Source organism: Hydrogenophaga sp. A37 (assembly GCF_002001205.1).
Classification (GTDB): Bacteria; Pseudomonadota; Gammaproteobacteria; order Burkholderiales; family Burkholderiaceae_C; genus Hydrogenophaga.
In genome coordinates, this window is the sequence record NZ_MUNZ01000086.1 from 36407 (window position 1) to 54915 (window position 18509).

The 18509-nt window shown below is 57.4% G+C and carries 14 protein-coding genes, 2 tRNA genes and 2 pseudogenes; 7 read left to right on the plus strand and 11 right to left on the minus strand.

The window, feature by feature from the left end:
• Positions 1 to 143: 143 nt before the first annotated feature.
• Positions 144 to 575: an ACT domain-containing protein gene (locus B0E41_RS08690; protein ID WP_253194711.1), complete on the minus strand. Its 432-nt coding sequence runs from the start codon at positions 573 to 575 to the stop codon at positions 144 to 146.
• Between the two features lie 253 nt (positions 576 to 828).
• On the opposite strand from B0E41_RS08690, the gene B0E41_RS08695 reads away from it, so the two are divergent.
• Positions 829 to 1776 carry a fatty acid desaturase family protein gene (locus B0E41_RS08695; protein ID WP_077330689.1) on the plus strand — a complete coding sequence of 316 codons (948 nt, stop codon included), beginning with the start codon at positions 829 to 831 and terminating at the stop codon, positions 1774 to 1776.
• Positions 1773 to 3041: a hypothetical protein gene (locus B0E41_RS08700; protein ID WP_077330690.1), complete on the plus strand. Its 1269-nt coding sequence runs from the start codon at positions 1773 to 1775 to the stop codon at positions 3039 to 3041. The genes B0E41_RS08695 and B0E41_RS08700 overlap by 4 nt, the downstream gene beginning before the upstream one ends.
• Here the strand turns inward: B0E41_RS08700 and B0E41_RS08705 are convergent.
• Positions 2943 to 4001 carry an HTH-type transcriptional regulator ArgP gene (locus tag B0E41_RS08705; RefSeq protein WP_077330691.1) on the minus strand — a complete coding sequence of 353 codons (1059 nt, stop codon included), beginning with the start codon at positions 3999 to 4001 and terminating at the stop codon, positions 2943 to 2945. The genes B0E41_RS08700 and B0E41_RS08705 overlap by 99 nt on opposite strands.
• Before the next feature lie 695 nt (positions 4002 to 4696).
• On the opposite strand from B0E41_RS08705, the gene B0E41_RS08710 reads away from it, so the two are divergent.
• From B0E41_RS08710 to B0E41_RS08720, 3 genes are all read left to right on the plus strand, one after another.
• Positions 4697 to 5008, plus strand: coding sequence for a hypothetical protein (locus tag B0E41_RS08710; protein ID WP_077330692.1), 312 nt, complete (start codon positions 4697 to 4699; stop codon positions 5006 to 5008).
• A 406-nt stretch (positions 5009 to 5414) separates the two neighbouring features.
• Positions 5415 to 6209, plus strand: a complete 795-nt coding sequence (locus B0E41_RS08715; protein ID WP_143433737.1) for a hypothetical protein — start codon at positions 5415 to 5417, stop codon at positions 6207 to 6209.
• 140 nt (positions 6210 to 6349) lie between these two features.
• The gene (locus tag B0E41_RS08720; protein ID WP_077330694.1) at positions 6350 to 7897 is read left to right on the plus strand and encodes a Shedu immune nuclease family protein; all 1548 of its coding nucleotides are present in this window, start codon (positions 6350 to 6352) and stop codon (positions 7895 to 7897) included.
• 326 nt (positions 7898 to 8223) lie between these two features.
• Here the strand turns inward: B0E41_RS08720 and B0E41_RS27525 are convergent.
• From B0E41_RS27525 to B0E41_RS08735, 4 genes and pseudogenes are all read right to left on the minus strand, one after another.
• Positions 8224 to 8316 (minus strand): annotated as a pseudogene (locus B0E41_RS27525) (integrase); the annotation flags it as partial.
• Between the two features lie 22 nt (positions 8317 to 8338).
• Positions 8339 to 9435, minus strand: a protein-coding gene (locus B0E41_RS08725) for an IS3 family transposase (protein ID WP_253194713.1) whose coding sequence is annotated in 2 segments (ribosomal slippage) — positions 8339 to 9183 and positions 9183 to 9435 — 1098 coding nt in all. Because the reading frame shifts where the segments join, the coding sequence is not laid out codon by codon here.
• A gap of 181 nt (positions 9436 to 9616) precedes the next feature.
• Positions 9617 to 9910 (minus strand): redoxin family protein, encoded by a 294-nt coding sequence (locus B0E41_RS27825; RefSeq protein WP_077330695.1) that lies wholly within the window; start codon positions 9908 to 9910, stop codon positions 9617 to 9619.
• A pseudogene (locus tag B0E41_RS08735) lies at positions 9879 to 10475 on the minus strand (tyrosine-type recombinase/integrase); the annotation flags it as partial. The pseudogene B0E41_RS08735 and the gene B0E41_RS27825, both read right to left, overlap by 32 nt.
• A 920-nt stretch (positions 10476 to 11395) precedes the next feature.
• On the opposite strand from B0E41_RS08735, the gene B0E41_RS08740 reads away from it, so the two are divergent.
• Positions 11396 to 14053, plus strand: coding sequence for a DEAD/DEAH box helicase (locus B0E41_RS08740; protein ID WP_077330697.1), 2658 nt, complete (start codon positions 11396 to 11398; stop codon positions 14051 to 14053).
• Positions 14053 to 15087, plus strand: a complete 1035-nt coding sequence (locus tag B0E41_RS26535; protein ID WP_143433740.1) for a hypothetical protein — start codon at positions 14053 to 14055, stop codon at positions 15085 to 15087. The genes B0E41_RS08740 and B0E41_RS26535 overlap by 1 nt, the downstream gene beginning before the upstream one ends.
• Before the next feature lie 298 nt (positions 15088 to 15385).
• On the opposite strand, the gene B0E41_RS08745 is transcribed toward B0E41_RS26535, so the two are convergent.
• The 5 genes from B0E41_RS08745 to B0E41_RS08765 all read right to left on the minus strand — a co-directional run bounded on the left by B0E41_RS08745 (position 15386) and on the right by B0E41_RS08765 (position 18490).
• A complete protein-coding gene (locus tag B0E41_RS08745; protein ID WP_077330698.1) occupies positions 15386 to 15556 on the minus strand; it encodes an AlpA family phage regulatory protein in 171 nt (56 codons plus the stop codon).
• A gap of 365 nt (positions 15557 to 15921) precedes the next feature.
• Positions 15922 to 15993, minus strand: a tRNA-Ser gene (locus B0E41_RS08750).
• A gap of 45 nt (positions 15994 to 16038) precedes the next feature.
• Positions 16039 to 17253 carry an integrase arm-type DNA-binding domain-containing protein gene (locus tag B0E41_RS08755; RefSeq protein ID WP_077330699.1) on the minus strand — a complete coding sequence of 405 codons (1215 nt, stop codon included), beginning with the start codon at positions 17251 to 17253 and terminating at the stop codon, positions 16039 to 16041.
• A 190-nt stretch (positions 17254 to 17443) separates the two neighbouring features.
• A tRNA-Ser gene (locus B0E41_RS08760) sits at positions 17444 to 17533 on the minus strand.
• Between the two features lie 39 nt (positions 17534 to 17572).
• The gene (locus B0E41_RS08765; protein ID WP_077330700.1) at positions 17573 to 18490 is read right to left on the minus strand and encodes a stomatin-like protein; all 918 of its coding nucleotides are present in this window, start codon (positions 18488 to 18490) and stop codon (positions 17573 to 17575) included.
• Positions 18491 to 18509: the final 19 nt, after the last annotated feature.

Here is an 18509-nt window from a genome sequence, read left to right on the forward strand (position 1 = left end):
CCAAGCACCAAGTCTCAAGAGACTGGATGGAGGGTAGGGTAGACAAGCGCGTCGCGCGATGTCAAAGGAAATCAGGGCAGGGCGACCAAATCTGCAGCCGGTTCAGTCGAGCTAAACGACGAAAACTCTGCGTACGCAGCGCGTCAACTCGCTGCCGGTGCGCTGCTGTGGCTCAAAGCGTTGAGCAAAGAGAACGCGTCATCGGCTCGCTCAACCGGGATGAACAGGTGATCGTGGTGGAAGGCGGCGACCGCATTGCATGGGATGCCTGCTTTGGCCAGGGCTGTGGCGATCATGGCCAGAAAGCCGATGGCTTCCAGCGACGAGTGCACGGTGAGCGTGATGAGTTTGGCCTCAAAGATGTAGGGCACCTTGGCCTGAATGGCTTGAGAGCGCTCCACGATGGCCGTCAATCCTTCGGTCTCCCTGAACGTGCAGATGGGAGAGAGGTCAACAGGGAGGCGATGGTCCTGGAAGGTGCAGTAGACGTAGGTCTCTGGCCGAAGATCAGGGGCCATCATTTGCTGCAGCCGAACTTGGTCTTTTTCTCCGCTCACTCCGATGTCCTCCAGCACAGGGAAATGGTGTTGGCTTTCGGCGTTGATTATGGGCGGCTGGCGTTGACCCAGCGTGTGCACAAGTGCGCAGGTGCAACGCAGAAGGGACTGGTTTAGCTGAATTGACGCGAGGCCAAAGTTCCTAAACCACCGCGCGCTGCTGGCATATCCTGCTACCGTTTGGCGCGGCCTGGGCCTTGTGCTCCGACAAACGCTACTGTGCGCTGCGAGGCCGTCCGCAGCCGCACGCCGTGAAGAAGGAGTGTCCATCATGACAACGACTTCGCATGTCCTTTCGGACATGGCCGCGCTTCGATCAGAGCTGCGCCAACAGGGTGATCCGCACTGTGAGCTGTTTCGGCTGGCGCCTTGGCGCGCCGTGCTGGACATTGTCTTCGACTGGCTCATCGTTCTCAGCGCTGTGGCGCTGGTCGTGTGGTGGAGCGAGCTGTTCGCGCCACTGGCTTTTGTGCTGATCGCCAACCGACAACGCGCGCTCGGCAATATTCTTCACGACGCGGGGCATCGCAATCTGTGGAGGGACCGACGGCGAAACGACCTGGTGGCCCGCCTTTTCATCGCGCCCTTGTTGTTCGCCAGCCTGACCCGCTACCGCGAAACGCACTTCAAACACCACATGGAACTCGGGACCGATGGGGGTGACCCCGATCTCCTGTTTTTCGCTCGAAGTGGACCAACGAACTGGTTCTTGAACTACCTGGACCAGATCTTTTCTTTGAGCGCTTGGCTGTCGTCGATGGGTGGGCACCTGTTCTCGCGCCAGATTCGCACGGCCAGTCAGCTCTACATCCTTGGGTGGTGGTCTGTGGCTGTGGCATTGATGTTGGCTGTAGGCGGCCCCGGCTTCACGATCACCTTCCTGGTGCTGTGGCTGCTGGCCAGGGCGACAGCATTCCATGTGATCACCACGTTCCGCGAGATGTGTGACCACTTCGGCCTTCGGCCGGGTGGCGTGTTCACCTTTACGCGTGACATGGCTTGCAACGGTTTCTGGCGCTGGCTGATCCACCCGCGCAACAACGGCTACCACCTCACCCATCACCTTCTGCCGGCGGTGCCCTACTACCGACTGCCCGAGGCGCACCGGTTGCTGAAAGGGCAAGATGTCTTTCGGGATCGCGGCAAGGTCTGCTCTGCCTACTTCAGCGGCACCGATCCAGTCACCGGCGCCTGGCAGACGCAAGGGTGTGTTCTATGAACAGGGCGCTGGGGAGCTTGCAGGTTGCGGCACTACTGGTCTCGGCCAGCTATGGGATCGGATTCCTTTTCGGTTCGGGTGAACTGGCGCTCTCACACGGCATGGCAGGCAGCATCTATGGGGTGGCCACCGCCTTAGGCATGTTGGTGTTGGCCGTGTTCGCACGGCAACTGTGGGCAACCGGGCTTCCGGTCTGGGATTTGTTTGGCCGTGCCTACGGCAAGCAGCTTCAAGGCGTGGTGGCGTTGCTGTCGTTGATCTGGATGTCGGGCGTACTGGCTGCCCAGATTCAAGGCGGCGTTGCGGTGCTGGAGTTGTTGGGCCTTGAACAGGTACACAGCTACATCACGATCTTGTTGCTGATCTACGGCGCATCGAGATTGAGCCTGCGTTTCGCATCGGCGCTGTTCGCCATGTGTCTGCTTGCGAGCGCCGCCGTCCTGGTTTACGCGCTGGTCGTGGCCAACGGCATGGGCGTCTACCTGCAGGCGATCCCCGCTTTTGCCGAAGACCTGACCACTTTCAGTCCATCTCGCGTGGTGGCCATTTCTTTGGCCGTCGGCTTGTTGGTGTGTACCGGTGCCGACTACCAGCAGTTCGTATTGGCCGCGCGCTCACCCATGGCCGCAGTGGGCGGCTGCGTTCTTGCAGGGCTGTTGCTCTTTGTGATCGCATTTTTGCCGTCGGCCGTGGTGGTCGCCATGCTGAGTGGTGGCATGTTGGGCGACTGGGCGGACGCCAAGCAGGTGGTTCCCTGGGTGCTGGGGCATGTCGCTGGATCGGTGGGGCAGGGCGCAGACAAGTTGATGCTCATCGCGTTGTCGGTGGCAGCGTTGGGTGCGGGCGCAGCGATCTTGCGTGCCATGACGGAAGCGCTGGCTTGTGCCGCTTCTGGCAGTCGTTCTGCAGGTCACCCGATATTCGCGCTGATTGCCTTGGGTTTGAGCGCGTTGCTGGCTTCACGTGACCAGGGCATTGTGGACACCATGGTGTCTGTCAACGTGGTTTACATCGCCAGCATCGGCGTTTGTTTTGCCACCATGGTCACAGGCATCGTCGTATCGCCGCGGCAAGCACGGTGGATTGTGACGGTTGGCTTTACCGCTTCAGTCGCCGTGCATCTGGCGGGCCGGCTGGGCCAATATGGTGAAGACACCGACGTGGTGTCACTGCTGCTCGGATGCTTCTTGTCCGCTGGCACCGCCTTGTGGCTCCGCTTTGTGGCCGGAGGGTGGGCTCGGCGATGGTCCAGTGTGCGCCGTTGATGGCTCGAACCCGACCGAAGGCTCCAGGCTGTTTCTGGCCACCTTGACGATCAGTGCAGTGATGTCACTGGCCATTGGTGGTTCGAGGTCCCAGTGGTGCCAGAACAGGTCAACCATCTCCCGCTCATTAGGGCAGACGTCCACGAGCTGTCCCGCTTCCACCAAGGGAGCTGCCTGCCAGCTGGGAATCAGGCCATAACCAGCTCCCATGGCAACTCCTTCGAGCAAGGCAACAGGGGAGGGCAGGTAGTGTCTGGCGTACCGCTCAACGGAAAACCCAAAATGCCTTTTCAGGAAGTCGTCGTGCAGCGAGTCCTTGCGGTTGAACAACACAGCCGGTGTTGACAACACTGCTGGCACCGTGAGTCCGCTCGGAAAGTGCGTGGAGGCGAAGGCCGGCGTCGCATAGCAGCGGTATTCCATGGCGCCCAGGCATTCGGCCAAGAAACCATCGGCGGGTTTGGCCGATGTCGATATGCACCCGATCACATCGCCGCGAGCCAGCAGGGCAGAGGTGTGATCTTGATCGTCTGCGATCACCTCCAGGGCCACCAGCTGACCCAACAGCAACTCCCTGAGAACTTCAGGAAACCAGGTGGCCAGGGAATCGGCATTCACCGCAATGGCCAGCGAAACAGGTGCGTGTGGCTTGGCGGTTGGCGAAAGCTCTTGGAGTGCCGATCCCTCAAGGATGCGCAGTGCCTTCACATGGCGCAGCAGCACCTCACCGGCATGCGTAGCCGCTACCGGCCGTTCACGCTTGACCAGCACGGTGGACAGCGATTCTTCCAGCGCCTTGATGCGCTGGGAAACAGCGCCCCGCGTGATGCTGAGCACGCTGGCCGCGCGGTCAAAGCTCTGCTGCTCGACCACAGTGGCGAACGTTTCCAACTGGTCACGATCCAGCATATAAGGCTGCTCCAGCAGTGCCAGCAACGGCAGATTGCTGACTGCATCCATTTAGAAGGGAGCTGTGAAATCCTGTCTAGACAGTGCGGGTATCGTGCGCGTCTCAATGGTTTCCAGTCGTATCCGTCCATCAGAGCCTGTTGGAACGAATTGATGGCGCGCGGCATTGCTCAAATCGAGATCCATGGAGCCGAGCGCTAGCTGTGTGAACGGTCCCACCAGCGATCTCCCAAAGGTGCCTCCCCTGAAACTTCGCCGCTCGCCTTACTGCGCACCATAGCGCTGCCGGCGCAAACGCCAAAGCCTTTCGCGGCATATACGGCCGCCTTCCCACCTCCGTTTCACTCTGGTGGGCCCCTTCCATTTATTCCACGGTGCCCAGGCGCTCGCGCCTGGCTGCAGCGCTTTGGGTGTCGCACGGCGACCGACGAATGCGGGGCAGGGCGCGCACCTGACCAGACTCGATGACCGAGGGACGGATTCCCAATCCAGCTCCCTCGGAAATTAGGGCAGTGTTCCGTGGGGAGCAGACGACACTCTTTCGTGGCTAGCTGGGCAGGCCATGGACCCGCGAGCGATGAAACATCTTTTACGGTTGTTTGCCGTGTGGAATCAACCCCCGGGTGGGATCTGGCACTCTTTGAACGTTTGTCGGTTGCCTTTCCGTTATGGGCAAAACCGTGGTCCGAATGGACGAGAAGCACAGTGGATTGGATCTGTGAAGCATGAAGTGACTGGAGGTTGGTATGTGGCTGCTCGTTGCGCGTGAACCCCGGGCCAATGCACCGCACTGGACCGGTCGACGATGGCTGGCGGCCATCGATGCGGCGGCCTGGCCGCTGTTCTGGGTATTCCTCTTGAGCCACATCGATGCGTCCGTCGGAATCGTCGGCCCCATGGTCGTTGCGTTTGCGCTCCTGGTTTCAGCAGAGCGAATCCACCGCGCGGTGTGGGTCAATCATCGTTACTGGTTCACCACCTGGCGATGGGGGCGGATTGCCGTCTCGCTGTTCGTGATCGGGGTGGTGCTGAAGCTCGCGACGGGACAGGGAGCTTGACACTGATCGAGGCAGGTCAACTGTGTCTCTGATGTACCCCAGGAGCACAGAACTCAGTTGTCGGCATGAACCTGCACCCCATACCGCACACTGGCCGGCGGCTTAAGGCTGCTTGCTTCCGGTCAGGTTTTGGGGAGCCGGTCACTAGGCGGAGCGACTGAAAAACCGCTCCCGATTCAGGGCAGCCTCCTTTGTCTGAAGGCTATGCTCGTCCAAGAACCGAGTGGCGTGGTGGTCGAACAACGACAACAGCCCCTTTGTCTACTTATTCATCTCGGTTCTGATGTACTGGCATGTCAACTTATACGAAGTGCTAACAATGGACTACTGCCCTACCTACATATCCCAGTGTGACGAGTCAAGAAAATACCCTCTGGGAAATTTCGAGAGCCCCAATTGCCTCTCCATGGTTGACTTGCTGATCAAGGAGGGGCGCGATGCGGTCCTTCAAGCACTACGTGAATTGGCCACTACCGCCCAAAGTGACCTCCATGTCCATCCGAAAAATGCTGAACTCGAAGCCTATGCCTATTCCATCACCTGGCACTATTCCTGCCTTTGGCGTGGAAAAAAGTTGCACCGCCTAGTTGAAAAAGCAACCGACAATGAGGCGCAGGCCACTAAGCTCAAGCAAGAAATGGTGAACTTCAGAAGTCGCTTCGACGCCGCAATGAGTGAGCTCCGAGCGCTGCAGAAATACGTAAAGCTTCACGGTATGCATGCGAACTCCCTCATTCCGCCTTGGCCGACAATTGACGAACCTGTGCCTGGTGGCCTGGCTCCGGAAGCTCTCGCGAGGAACTCCGCGTCTTATCGGTCGGACCTATTGCTCGAAGGTGTTGCTGCGATGTTGCGTGGGGCTCCATGGACTCGCGCGGGATTTGTCGGCGAGTATCACGCTGATCCCCTGCAAAGGCTCGAATTCCTGGATGCCTGCCAGGCGTTGCTGCTAAAAATTGAAGCCCTGAAACGTTCCGGCACGAAGAGTGTGTGCATGGAAAAGCGCCTCAAAGAGACCGAGGCCGAAGCTGTGGTGGCCAGAGGCAAGGCTGTGGCTGAATGGGACAAAATCCGTCAGGGTCAGCCGATCCCACCGACGCTATGGAACCTTGCTAGGGAGGCCATCGACCGGCGTCGTGCAAACGCAGCGGGTGACACCGAGTGTCAGGTCAACTCGTCTCTTGTTAAGGCCACTGAATAAGAGGGCAATGCCGGCTTCGCCACAGAGGTGGTCTAGTTTCTGCCTTGTATCTGTTCGCGCTGCGCCAGTGACTGCCTCTGTACGGCTCGCACTCTCGGCACCGACCTGAAAACGTCTGTGGAAAGCCCAAATCGACCGCCTTGAAGAGCTTAGTTGAGAGGCTGCTGAGATTGCGGGCAGTCAGCCTGATCGCCTGTTGCCCTATATTCTTCATCGACCAAAGCAATGCAGTCACAAAGGGGCGAGCGATGACAGTGAGTTCCGGGGAGCCGAAACAAGCGTACAGCGATAGCGACGTTCTCGACGCCGCATTCCGCATCGAACACACCACTAACAACGGCCAGCAGGCCCTGGACCTGTTCCTGAAAACGTTCAAACTCGTTGATCGGGATGCACGAATTTGGCACGCCCACCCGGAAAGCGCATGGCCGCTGTTGGCGACGGTCACGCCAACCAGGATCATCATGCGGCCGATCCATGCGAACCCGCATCAGGTGCAGTATCTCAATCAGAAGAATGGTAAGTTTGGAATCGTCATCTATGAAGACGGCCACGAGAATGCCTTCCCGAATGAGGCGAAGGAGGCTGCGCCGAGTATTGCGGTGCGCTTACCTTATGGGCTGTTCGATCCTCTCGGAGAGGGCCTTGGCTTGCCCAAGGATCTTGATACGGTCTGGCAGACCCTTTCGCGGGTCCAGGGCACTGAAATTCTGGTTGTCAGCCGCAAACAAGCGACGGCACTCACCGAAGGTGTAATTTGCATTCGCGAAGACGAGCTGGACAAGCTCCGTCGCAAGCTCAATCGGGTCAAGAAGGCTGGCCGGAAGCTGGTTCGGCAGACCAGACAAAGCGTGGTGCATGACGACGTGCTCACGAAGCTTGATCCTGAGAAGTTCAGGCGCGCGATCCAAGTCAACCAACCGTTGTTGGAGGTCCGGCGCGAAACAGTGGTCGAGGCCAAACGCCGTGTCCAAGGTGACGGTTGGGGGACCGAAACCGTTCGCGAGATCGCTCAACGATTACCGAACCTGGCCAAGCAAGCGCCTCGCGATTTGATGATGCTGCACGCCGAAATCGAGCGTGCAACCCTCGCCACGGTGATTGAGAAGTACGACGAGCTGCTCGGAAAGACAACAAAAGAGAGGCATTGGCAATCGTTCTTTGAACAGAACAAGCTCGTGCTCAGCATGGTTTTTGCGCGCCCGGTAGAGCTATTGCATACACAGTTCCACGCGAAGCCATCGACTATCACCGGTGCAGGCGCACAGATTGGCGACTTCCTGTTTGGTGAGCTTGGGCAGGCACTCGCAATCGTGGAAATTAAGAGACCCGGAACCGAGCTTGTTCATGTCAAGGCTTACAGGGGCAAAGAGGTATTTGGACCAAGTGCTGAGTTGAGCGGCGCAATGACGCAGGTGTTGTACCAACAGAGCGAGCTGCGCCAACGCTGGACGCAGCACACCAGTGACACTGAAGGATTGAGGTCCTGGAAGCCGGATGTCATCAAGTGCGTCGTGATTGCTGGATCAACGCCGACGGAGCCGGTCAAGCGCCGGAGCTTTGAGGTCTTTCGCAACTCCTGCAAGGACGTTGAGGTCGTGACGTTTGATGAGCTGTTGAACAAGCTCAAGCTTCTGCACAAGTACCTGACACCACCTGAGAACCCAGCTGATGATGTACCGTTTTAGTTAGCGAGTCCAAGATTTCGGCCGGTGAATCGAGCTTGACGAGCCTAGAAGCGGGATCGAGGCGCCACTATCGAAGAATTCTGTCCACCCGGTCTCGGGTGCGCAGCAGTCATACGAGCCACTGCCGGTCTAAGGGCCGGTACTAATTGCAGCCGACGTGCAGGCCGCCAACCGTGACTGACTCACATCAGCCTTGCCCCGACCTTGAGCAGCCAGATCCCAGAGGCTGTTCGTGGCCGAAAGCACCGCTCCTGACCGTCCCCACATAGCTGCCATTGAAGGCGGTCGCCCCGGTGTCGGAACAGTGGCCGCCTCCGATCACCATCTCAGATTTCCGTCTGCTCGGAGATTTCAAGAGCGTCGTCGACCTCGATACCCAAGTACCTTACGGTCGACTCCAGCTTGGAGTGGCCGTGAAGTCCCCTCGAATTCCTGAGCCAGTCAGAAGCAGAGGTTGGGGAACAGTTTGACACGGTACTCGACCGGGGGGATTCGGCCGAGGGCTTCATGAGGGCGTTGATGGTTGTAGCGGTGCAGCCAGTCGGCCGCTATGTCACGCACGTCCTGCAGTGACTCGAAGACGTAGCAATCGAGCACCTCGGTGCGGTAGGTCTTGTTGAACCGTTCGACATAGGCGTTCTGCGTCGGCTTTCCAGGCTGGATGTGATTGAGGGCGATTCCTTTGGATTTCGCCCATTCGGCCAAGGTGTGAGCGATGAACTCCGGGCCGTTATCCAGGCGAATCGACAGCGGCGCACCGCGCACCTCCACCAGTTCGTTCAAGGCTCGGATGACACGCGCAGCCGGCAGGCTGGTGTCGACCTCGATGCGCAGGCCCTCGCGGTTGAACTCATCGATGACGTTGAAGGTCCTGAAGCGACGACCTGACCACAGCGCATCGGCCATGAAGTCGCAGCTCCAGCCGTGGTTGGGTTGACCAGCAGCCTCCAAGGGTTGCTTGATGCGCGCAGGCAGCCGCTTCTTGCCGCGCCGTGGCAGGTTCAGCCGAAGCTCGCAGTACACGCGCCAGAGCACCGTCTTGCCCCAGGGCTTGCCTTGATGGCGGGCGCTGTCGTACAGCAGGCCAAAGCCGTGGCGTGGGTTGAGCGCCATGTGCGTCTGGATGAAGGTGATGACCCCGGAGTCGTCGCGTGCAGCGGGCCGGTAGCGCAGCGTGGAGCGGGCAATGCCGCTGGCTTGGCAGGCACGTCGCTCGCTCATGCCGTGCTCGTCCACGAGGGCACGCACGACCAGCTCACGACGCTCCGGGGTCAGAGCTTTCGGTCAACGACATCCTTGAGCGCGTGGTGCATCAGCGCCAGGTCGGCGTACATGCGCTTGAGCTTGGCGTTCTCGTCCTGCAGTTGGCGAAGCTGCGACAGGTGCGAGACAGTCATACCCGAGAACTGGCTCTTCCACTTGTAGTACGTCGGCTCGCTGATGCCGTGCTTCCTGCACGTCTCACCGACCTTGGCACCCATCTCGACTTCCTTGAGGATGCCCACTATCTGCGCTTCGCTGAATCTGGATTTCTTCATGTAGAGACTCCGTCTGGGGGAATTCTCTACCTCCGGCTGGTTCAGGTTTTCAAGGGGACTTCACGTTCTCTGCCTTCATAAAAAGACCTCCTTTAGTGGCACGAAGCGTAAAAGGCGGCTGAACCCTAAGCGGCCGCAGCGGTGTGTAGACGCGTCTCGTTCTGACATGTCTTCCCTAAAATTAGGGAGACTTGTTCCGTGTGAGCCAGTGAAGAACACGATCCGCACTGCTGTTTGGAGGAAAGTCCGGGTAGAACACATGTTGAACGCGACCCTCGCCGATGATCCAACTCATCCGTTTGATCAGCACATGTCCTGCGATTGTGAACGTTGGGAGTGACATCGCGCGCGTAAGCTTCAGGCGTTCATCGCTCAAGAATTCAAATGTCACCCCAAGTCGCTTCACCATCTCTCTCTGGTACACCGCGTCTTGAGTTGAGACCCCAGCCGCCCTCGAGCATCTTGCCTTGCGCATGGGCCACGCGCCACCAGACCCGCAGGCGCTCCAGCAACACGGGCGAGAGCATGGCGTAGCGGTCCTTGCTGCCCTTGCCTTGCTCCACGCGCAGCGTCATGCGTTGGCTGTCGATATCGCCGATCTTGAGCGACACCACTTCACTGGCGCGCAGACCCGTGCCGTAGGCCAGCGACAACGCGGTCTGGTGCTTGAGGTTGGCCGCTGCGGCAATCAGGCGCGCCACTTCCTCGCGGCTGAGCACCACCGGCAAGGTGCGAGGCACATGAACGGGCTGCATCTTGGCCGTCAACTCTGCGCGATCCAGGGTGATCTCGCAGAAGAACTTCAGCCCTGTGATGGTGGCGTTGAGGGTGGTGGGAGAGGTGCCCTGGTCAACCAGGTAGAGCTGGAAATTGCGCAGGTCCTCGATGGTGGCGGTGTCCGGAGGCCGGTGAAGGTACGCGGCAAGCCGGCGTACGGCTCGGATGTGGGCAGTCTGCGTCTTGGTGGCCAGCCTGCGCATTCGCATGTCTTCGAGCATGCGTTGGCGCAAAGGTGAAACCGTCGGATGGGGTGCATTCATGATGGTGCTCCTGTCGTGACCGAGGCCAATTGCCTCGGCTCACAACATCGGCACGTGCGCCATCGACGTCAACCAACCTCTCAGCTCGGGGACTACCGCGCGAGCGGTTTAGTCCTCAGGCTGATTGCTGTCAGCCAACTTGAAGAAATGACCGTCAGATAGCCGCCATTGGGTGGTAGCCATTCAACAGTTGATGCAACGGGATGTTATGTCAAGTTGGCAGTTTGGCCGTTCGGCCAATGACTCCAACGCAGCGAAGGAACCGTTGAAGTTTTGACTATGAAGGATTTGTGAAGAAACTTGGTGGTAGTAGCGTTCGCCAAACTGCTTCTCTAAAGGCGGGACTGGCGACGAACGAGTCCTAGCATTTGGGCCACAGCTGTGGGGGGGTATTGCGATGCGCAGGCGGGCAAGGCTGTCGATGTCGAACCAGACTAGAACCTTGCGGCGCAGCCCGCTTTAGACTACAAGGTCGATCCGCGAGTCAACTGGTGACAGGTCAATGCAGCAACTCTGACTTGCTGTTGGGTAGGCCTGCGGCTGGCGGGTGTCGCCCACCGGAACTCACACTGCTGGCCAGAGCTTATGACGGTGAACCTCCAAACAGGGCAGCAATTTGAGGATCTTCACGCGAACCGAGGGCTGTTCCACGGTGCGATACTTCGCCTCATGCGATTGAAATACCTATGCGTCGCCAGCCAGACCGCGGAGTCCCAGGCTGGCGGGGAGTTGGAGGAGTCGCAAACCGCATGAACCCCCTACACACTGTTGCCCCAGCATTAAATATTAGCACCTTCGACGGCACCAAGTTCCTTCTGCCATAAATCCTGACCGACTTCGCCAAAGGTACGCTTCGGTGTGCCTTCAGCTGCAGCCCCGGATTTCATTTCTGATAGACCCAATATTCGACGAGGACCAAATTGAACATCGATCAGTTCTCTACGTATTTCCAAGAAAACGAATGGAAGGTAGTGTCTCAGGAAGAACGGCCAGCGCGAGAACCAGTGTTCCTTCCATTCGATGATCTGGGTCTTTGCTCCGCGTCGCTGAATGCGCTAGAAGGATTTGATGGTGGTATTTACAGGCATCAGCATGAGGGCATCCGACGGTACTTGAGCGGTGAGAACCTTGCGATTACAACGCCAACGGCTTCTGGTAAGACACTGATATTCAACGTATGCGCGCTTGAGGAGCTTGCTGCTAAGCCGAAAACGCGGATTGCAGCGATATATCCGCTCAAGGCGTTAGCAGCGGAACAGACTGCCCGCTGGAAAAAACTGGCCCAAGAGTCCGGTCTGCCTATTCGCGTGGGGCGGATTGATGGTGGCGTACAGATGCAGGAGCGGCTTCGAATTTTGGCAGAAAGCCGAATCGTTGTGATGACCCCGGACATCATCCACGCGTGGCTGTTGTCGTCAATTGCAATGCCAGCGGTGCTGGATTTTCTCAGAGGCTTGACCCTGGTTATTGCGGATGAAGCTCATACTTACTCAGGCGTTTTTGGTAGCAATTCTGCCTTTCTTTTCAGGCGGCTGATACATGCCAATAAGAAGCTCGGCGGCAATTTCCGTTTCATCGCCTCATCTGCGACGATGCAGGATGCTAAATCTCATCTTTTGCAGCTAACTGGTGTGCCTTTTGGGGTTGTCGGGCCCGAAAGCGACACATCGCCGCAGTCCGCGCTATGTACTTTGTTGGTGGCGCCAAATAATCCCAAGGATCTTTTGGCGAGCGTGTCTGACCTTGTCGCTTTTGCTGCGACCAAGACTGATCATCAGTCAATTACGTTTGCTGATAGTCGGAAACAAACAGAGTACCTGGCATCCATCATCGAACGAAAAATTATCGAGGATGCAGATGTGGATGCGGATGAAGTTGACTTTGATCGACTGCGAGATCTCCAGATCTATCCTTACCGTTCTGGTTACGAAGAAGACGACCGACAACGTATTCAAAATCGACTTGCGGCAGGCTCATTAAAAGGTGTCGTCAGCACGAGCGCTTTGGAGATGGGGATCGATTTGCCTTACCTAAGTTTGGGGATTCTGGTTGGTATCCCTCGGTCGGCGACCAGTCTGTATCAGCGAATAGGACGGGTTGGTCGTCGAAAAGCGGGCCTGGTCATTATTGTCAACAATGGCTCCGTCGTCTCGGAAAGCATCTTCAGGGAGCCAGAACGACTAACGCAATTGCCGCTATTGCAGAGCGCACTTTATTTGCACAACCAGCGGATTCAATACATCCATGCCATGTGCTTGGCACGGCAGGGCGGGGAAGATGCAACGGTTTGTCATAGAGCTGGCATTGAGGAGGATGTCTTTACGTCGCCGATCGAGTTGCCTCCGGACTATGCTGAGTTGTGCGAGGCCGAGCGCGTTGGTGAGATCAGTGCTGAACTGCAATCGATGAAGGCGCAGGCGGGAGACGACCCTAACCATACATTCCCATTGCGTGATCTCGATACACAATTCAAGGTCGAATTTCGGCAGGGCCCTAATCTCCATAGCTTGGGATCGCTATCTCAGGCTCAGGTGATGCGCGAGGCTTACCCAGGCGCCGTTTATTTCTATCAGACCCGAACGTATCGCGTTGTCAGCATAAAGAAAAATCAGCGCCTCATCAACGTACGTCCTGAAAAACGTTACTTCACGAGTCCGATTGCGCTTCCCACTTTGATTTTGCCGAACTTGGCTGTTGATAACGTCTTCCAAGCGCACCGGTACGGTGAACTGATTGTGGTCGAGTGCGCTATGCAAGTCGGAGAGGCCGTAGTCGGATTCAAGGAGCGACGCGGCAACAACGAGTTCAATGTGAACTACCCCCTAGACCCTAGTCTGGGTCTGTTTTATGACGCTGCGAAATATGCGAGGTACTCTTTCACCTCTGGCGTAGTCATTACGCACCCGGCATTAAACCGCGACCAAGTCAAAGGCTCATCTATTGCCGAGCTCATTGACGAAGCGTTTCTCATGTCACTACCTTTTGAGCGACAGGACATCAATGCCGGTGCTGACAAGCACAGGGCTACGCGTAAGCCGGTGGCCGCTGGTGATCGTTTTGTATGCATCTATGACCAGACGTACGGGAGTTTGCGACTGACCAGCCACCTCATGAAGACGGATGTCCTCCGCGATGTTTTTACCCGCGCTACCGAAATCGCAACGAAGGACCCAAACTTTCAGCTAGGTGTTGAGACCTTGGTAGCATTGCAGGAGATGGCAAACTGCGTCCTTGAAGAGCCGACCGAAGTTGATCAAGCAGATTCATCGATGCCCGTAAGCGAAAAATATGCTTCGGTAATCATGCCCGGTTCACTTGGCATTGATACCCATAAGGACAACGAAGAATTTGAAATCGAAGGTGTCTTCTACAGCCCCATGTTCTCAGCGGTCGCATATCGTGGGCATTACAGCGGTACCAAGAAAAAAACTCAACACGCTACCGTCAGGCATTCTGCAACCACTGTCACCGTGCGTGCAGACCACATATGCCCACTCGACGGAGAGAGCAAGACGGGATATTTCAATCTGGAAACTGGCGAAATGGTAGCCTCTGATCCGCTGCCGGGCGAATTTTGATGAGTGATCATCATAGAGAGATCGTCACTTTCGCTGTCAAATGTCTTGATTTTGAAGGGGCGATTGAGGCTGCGCGTGACTTGTGGAGGTTGCCAACTGGTGTTGATTATTTGATCGACTTTGGGCCTCTTAAATGGCTTGAGCCATTTGGCATGTTGTACTTTGCACGTCAGTTGCGAACCTTTGCCAACGAGAGAAAGCCGTCGCGATGCCAGGCAAAAAACCATGAAGGTCATGGCTACGCTGCACACATGGGGTTCTTCCAATCCTTTGGGCTGAACTTTGGGAAAGAAGCTGGCGCCGCAAACGGTAGCGTGGTCTACATCCCAATTACGGAAGTAAATATCCGCAAACTGCACATTGAAGCGGGGCAGAGCCAGGTTCAGGTCCAGGAAATCATCGAGCGGCACTGCGCGAAGCTTGCTGCAGTGCTCGCCCGGAATGATGGTGGTCCACTCCAGCACACTTTGGGTTTTTCTCTTCGGGAAATTCTACGCAATGTCACTGAGCATAGCAATGCTGACTCGATATGGTACGCCGCGCAATATTGGCCCAACAAGCAACTCGTTGAATTGTCGATCCTTGACCAGGGGCGAGGCATAAGGACAACATTGTCCAGAAATCCGCATCTGATCATTAATAGTGATGAGGATGCAATTCGACTTGCGTTGAAGCCTGGAATTTCAGGCAGAGCCTACGAAGGTGCACCGCAACTGCGCGACGATGCTTGGGCTAACTCGGGTTACGGCCTCTTCATGACTAGTCAAATCTGTGCGAGGGGTGGTAGCTTCGCACTATGCAGCGGGGATCGAGGTCTGCTCTTGAATGGTGAAGCCGAGAAAGTCCTAGACGCGGGATTTTCTGGCACTGCAATCCGTATGTGCATCTACGTCCCAGAGGTTCTCGCACTTAATGAGGCGCTCAAAGAGTTTAGTAGTCGAGGTGAGTATCTGGCTGGACAGGCAGGCAAATCAGCCAGCATGAGGGCATCCGTGTCTTCACGAATGCTTACGAAAGACTTTTCGTCAGAATAGAAAATTGGTACTCTTTGTTGCTTATTCAAAGCGGAGAGATGTTCGGCCGCCATTTAATTAATTCGAATAGCAAATCGTTGACAGCTAGTTTGGGCGATGAACGAGCGGCCCGCCAAAATCCTGAACGGCTTGTGTTTCGCAATGAAGTCTCCAACCAGAAAGCAGCCAGTGGCGACTGGCAGTTTGCGCTGCCTAGACGCCACTCAGAATACGGTTTCTACTTCCGCAGTAAGCCATCTTTGGGCTGTCCCTTGGATGGCTGTAAACCCGATGGATTTCAAGGCTGAGCTTGTTCGCATCAGTGTGATATTGCTGGGCGTGTCTGGCTCCACACATCAAGTTCGCTGCGGCGCCAGGCCACTGCGCGCACACCGAGGCGAACCGGGCAGGGGAACTGTTGTCGGGCCATGAGCCTGTAGATCGTGGATCGACCCAGGCCCGTCATTTGCATGACGGATGGCATTCGCATGAACACGGTCGGTACCTGATCGTGTGTGTCGGATGGTGGGGCGGAGGTCTGTTGCACGGCATTCTCCCGGTGGAGGCATGTTGGCAACTGTAGGGCACGGCAGGCAGCTTGGTCATGCTGGATTCGCCGTCAAATCTTGTGCACAAGGCTCTCGCTGTCAGAACAGCGCGTTTGCCGACGAAGTTTCGACGGTTGGGGCTCTGCGATGGTGTGGGCCGAAGGCTTGATGCAGCTCGCACGCAACACATCGGGCGCGATTCTCTGGTCTACGTTCATCAACTCTGAAACTGGCACCAGACTGGCACCAGCCAAACCCAGAAAGCAAAAAAGTCAGCAGGCGCTAACCTGCTGACTCTCGTGTTTCTTGGCTCCCCGACCTGGACTCGAACCAGGGACCTGCGGATTAACAGTCCGTTGACCGACTTCTTCGCCGGTGGTACGGATTCGATCCATTTCCATCCGACCACAAGACGATCCGAATGCTATGCCCGCTTTCCCGTCAGGGGCACCACGTTGCCTGACACGCAGGCGTCCAGGTAGTTGCTCCAGGCCTGCATCATCTTTGCCCGAGGTTGCAGGTAGAGCGCATGGTTGTATGAAGCGCTGACTTGATTGCGCTCCTGGTGCGCCAGCTGCAGCTCGATGTGCTCGTGCGGCCAGCCTTGCTCGTGCAGCAGAGTGGAGGCAATTCCACGGAAACCATGACCTGTCATGCGCCCCGCATACCCCATGCGGTCCAAGGCACCCAGGATGGTGTTGTTGCTCATCGACTTTTGATGGTCGCGCTCACCCGGGAAGAGCAGGGCGCTGTGACCCGTCAGAGTGTGCAGACTTCTCAATAGCGTGATGGCCTGGGTGGAGAGCGGAACGATGTGCGGCGTCTTCATCTTCATGCGAGAAGCGGGGATGTCCCATCGCGCACCATCAAGATCGAACTCCTCCCAGCGTGCACCGATCAATTCGCTGGTGCGCACGAAGGTCATTGCCATGAGCTTGATGGCAACGCGTGTGATGGTGCTGCCGATGTAGACCTCGATCTTGCGTAGCAGTTCGGGCAGATCCTTGTTGTCCACCCGTGCGTAGTTCTGCTTCTTGCGTGAGGCCAGCACATCACTTGGACGAATCTCGATGGCCGGATTGCGTTTGGCCACGCCGTGGGCAATGGCGTAGCGAAAAATCTGTGAGCAGGTCTGAAGGGAACGTTTGGCAATGTCGAGAGCGCCACGCTTTTCGATAGCCTTCATCATGGCGACCAGCTCGAGGGCCTCGATCTCCGCGATAGGGCGTGTTCCTATGGCCGGAAACACGTCGGCCTCCAAGCGTCGCCAGACGTAGACCGTGTGACTGTCGCTGCGAGCAGCCTTCCAGCTTTCCCACCATTTCTTTGCCACTGCAGCAAAGGTGTCTTCGATGGCCAGGCGGCGGGCGATCTTCTCGAACTTGCGGGCGGCCATCGGGTCCGCCCCCGTTGCCAGAAGCTTTCTGGCCAAGTCCGCTTTGTCGCGGGCTTGTGCAAGTGAGACATCTGGGTAGACGCCCAAGGCCATGAGCTTTTGTTTGCCGTCGAAGCGATAGGCCCACCGCCACAATTTTGAACCAAGCGGCGTTACGTGCAACTGCAAGCCCCGACCATCGGTGAGCTTGAAGGCCGACTCCCGTGGCTTGGTCGACTTGATGGCGATGTCGCTCAGGGCCATGCTCCCCTCCGTTGGTACAGGAAATACCAACACGGCACCTCCTACGTACCACAAACGATACCAACAAAATCTCTTGGATGGCAAGAACCGTTGTGGGACGTCCGGAAACAAAAAAGCCCCGGAACACGAGGTAAACCGGGGCTTTCAGGGTGTCTTTTGAGACGTCCTGGGACGCTCTGGGACTCAATTTTGGCGGAGGAGGCGGGATTCGAACCCGCGGTGGGGATTAGCCCACACACGCTTTCCAGGCGTGCGACTTAAACCACTCATCCACCCCTCCGCGAAGCCCTCAATTATAGCAGGCTGAGTTGTTGATTTTTCAGTTGCCGACTTTGGTGGTGCCAATCATTTTCATGGCCGAGCCGATCAATGCAGAGACTTCGCTCATGTTGCCTGGAATGATGAGCGTGGTGGTCGCATCTGCGGCCACCTTGCCGTAGGCGTCCACTGCGCGCTCAGCCACCTTCAACTGCACGGCCTGCTCACCGCCGGGTTGTCGGATCGCAATGGCGATGCGTTCGATGGCCTGCGCGGTGGCGTCGGCCACCGCAGTGATGGCGGCCGCTTCACCCTGGGCGCTGTTGATGGCGGCCTGCTTTTCACCTTCCGAGCGGGCAATGAAGGCCTCACGCTCGCCGGTAGCGATGTTGATCTGCTCCTGACGACGCCCTTCGGACGCAGCGATCAGGGCACGCTTTTCGCGCTCGGCCGTGATCTGGGCCTGCATGGCGTGCAGGATTTCTTTCGGCGGCGTCAGGTCCTTGATCTCGTAGCGCAGCACTTTCACCCCCCAGTTGAGCGCCGCTTCGTCGATGGCCTGCACGATCTGTGCGTTGATGATGTCGCGCTCTTCGAAGGTCTTGTCCAGCTCCAGCTTGCCGATCACCGAGCGCAGCGAGGTTTGTGCCAGTTGGGTCACCGCCACGATGTAATTGGACGAGCCGTAGCTGGCGCGCATCGGGTCGGTCACCTGAAAATACAGGATGCCATCGACCTGCAGCTGCGTGTTGTCGCGGGTGATGCAGACCTGGCTGGGCACGTCCAGGGGAATCTCTTTCAGGCTGTGTTTGTAGGCGACCTTGTCAACGAATGGCACCAGAAAGTTCAGGCCGGGGGCGAGCGTGGAGTGGTATTTTCCCAGGCGCTCGACCACCCACGCGTTTTGCTGGGGGACCACCTTGATGGCGCGAACGATGAAGATGGCCGCGATGATGAAAAGGAAGAGTGCGATTTCCATGGGAACCTTTCGGCTTGTT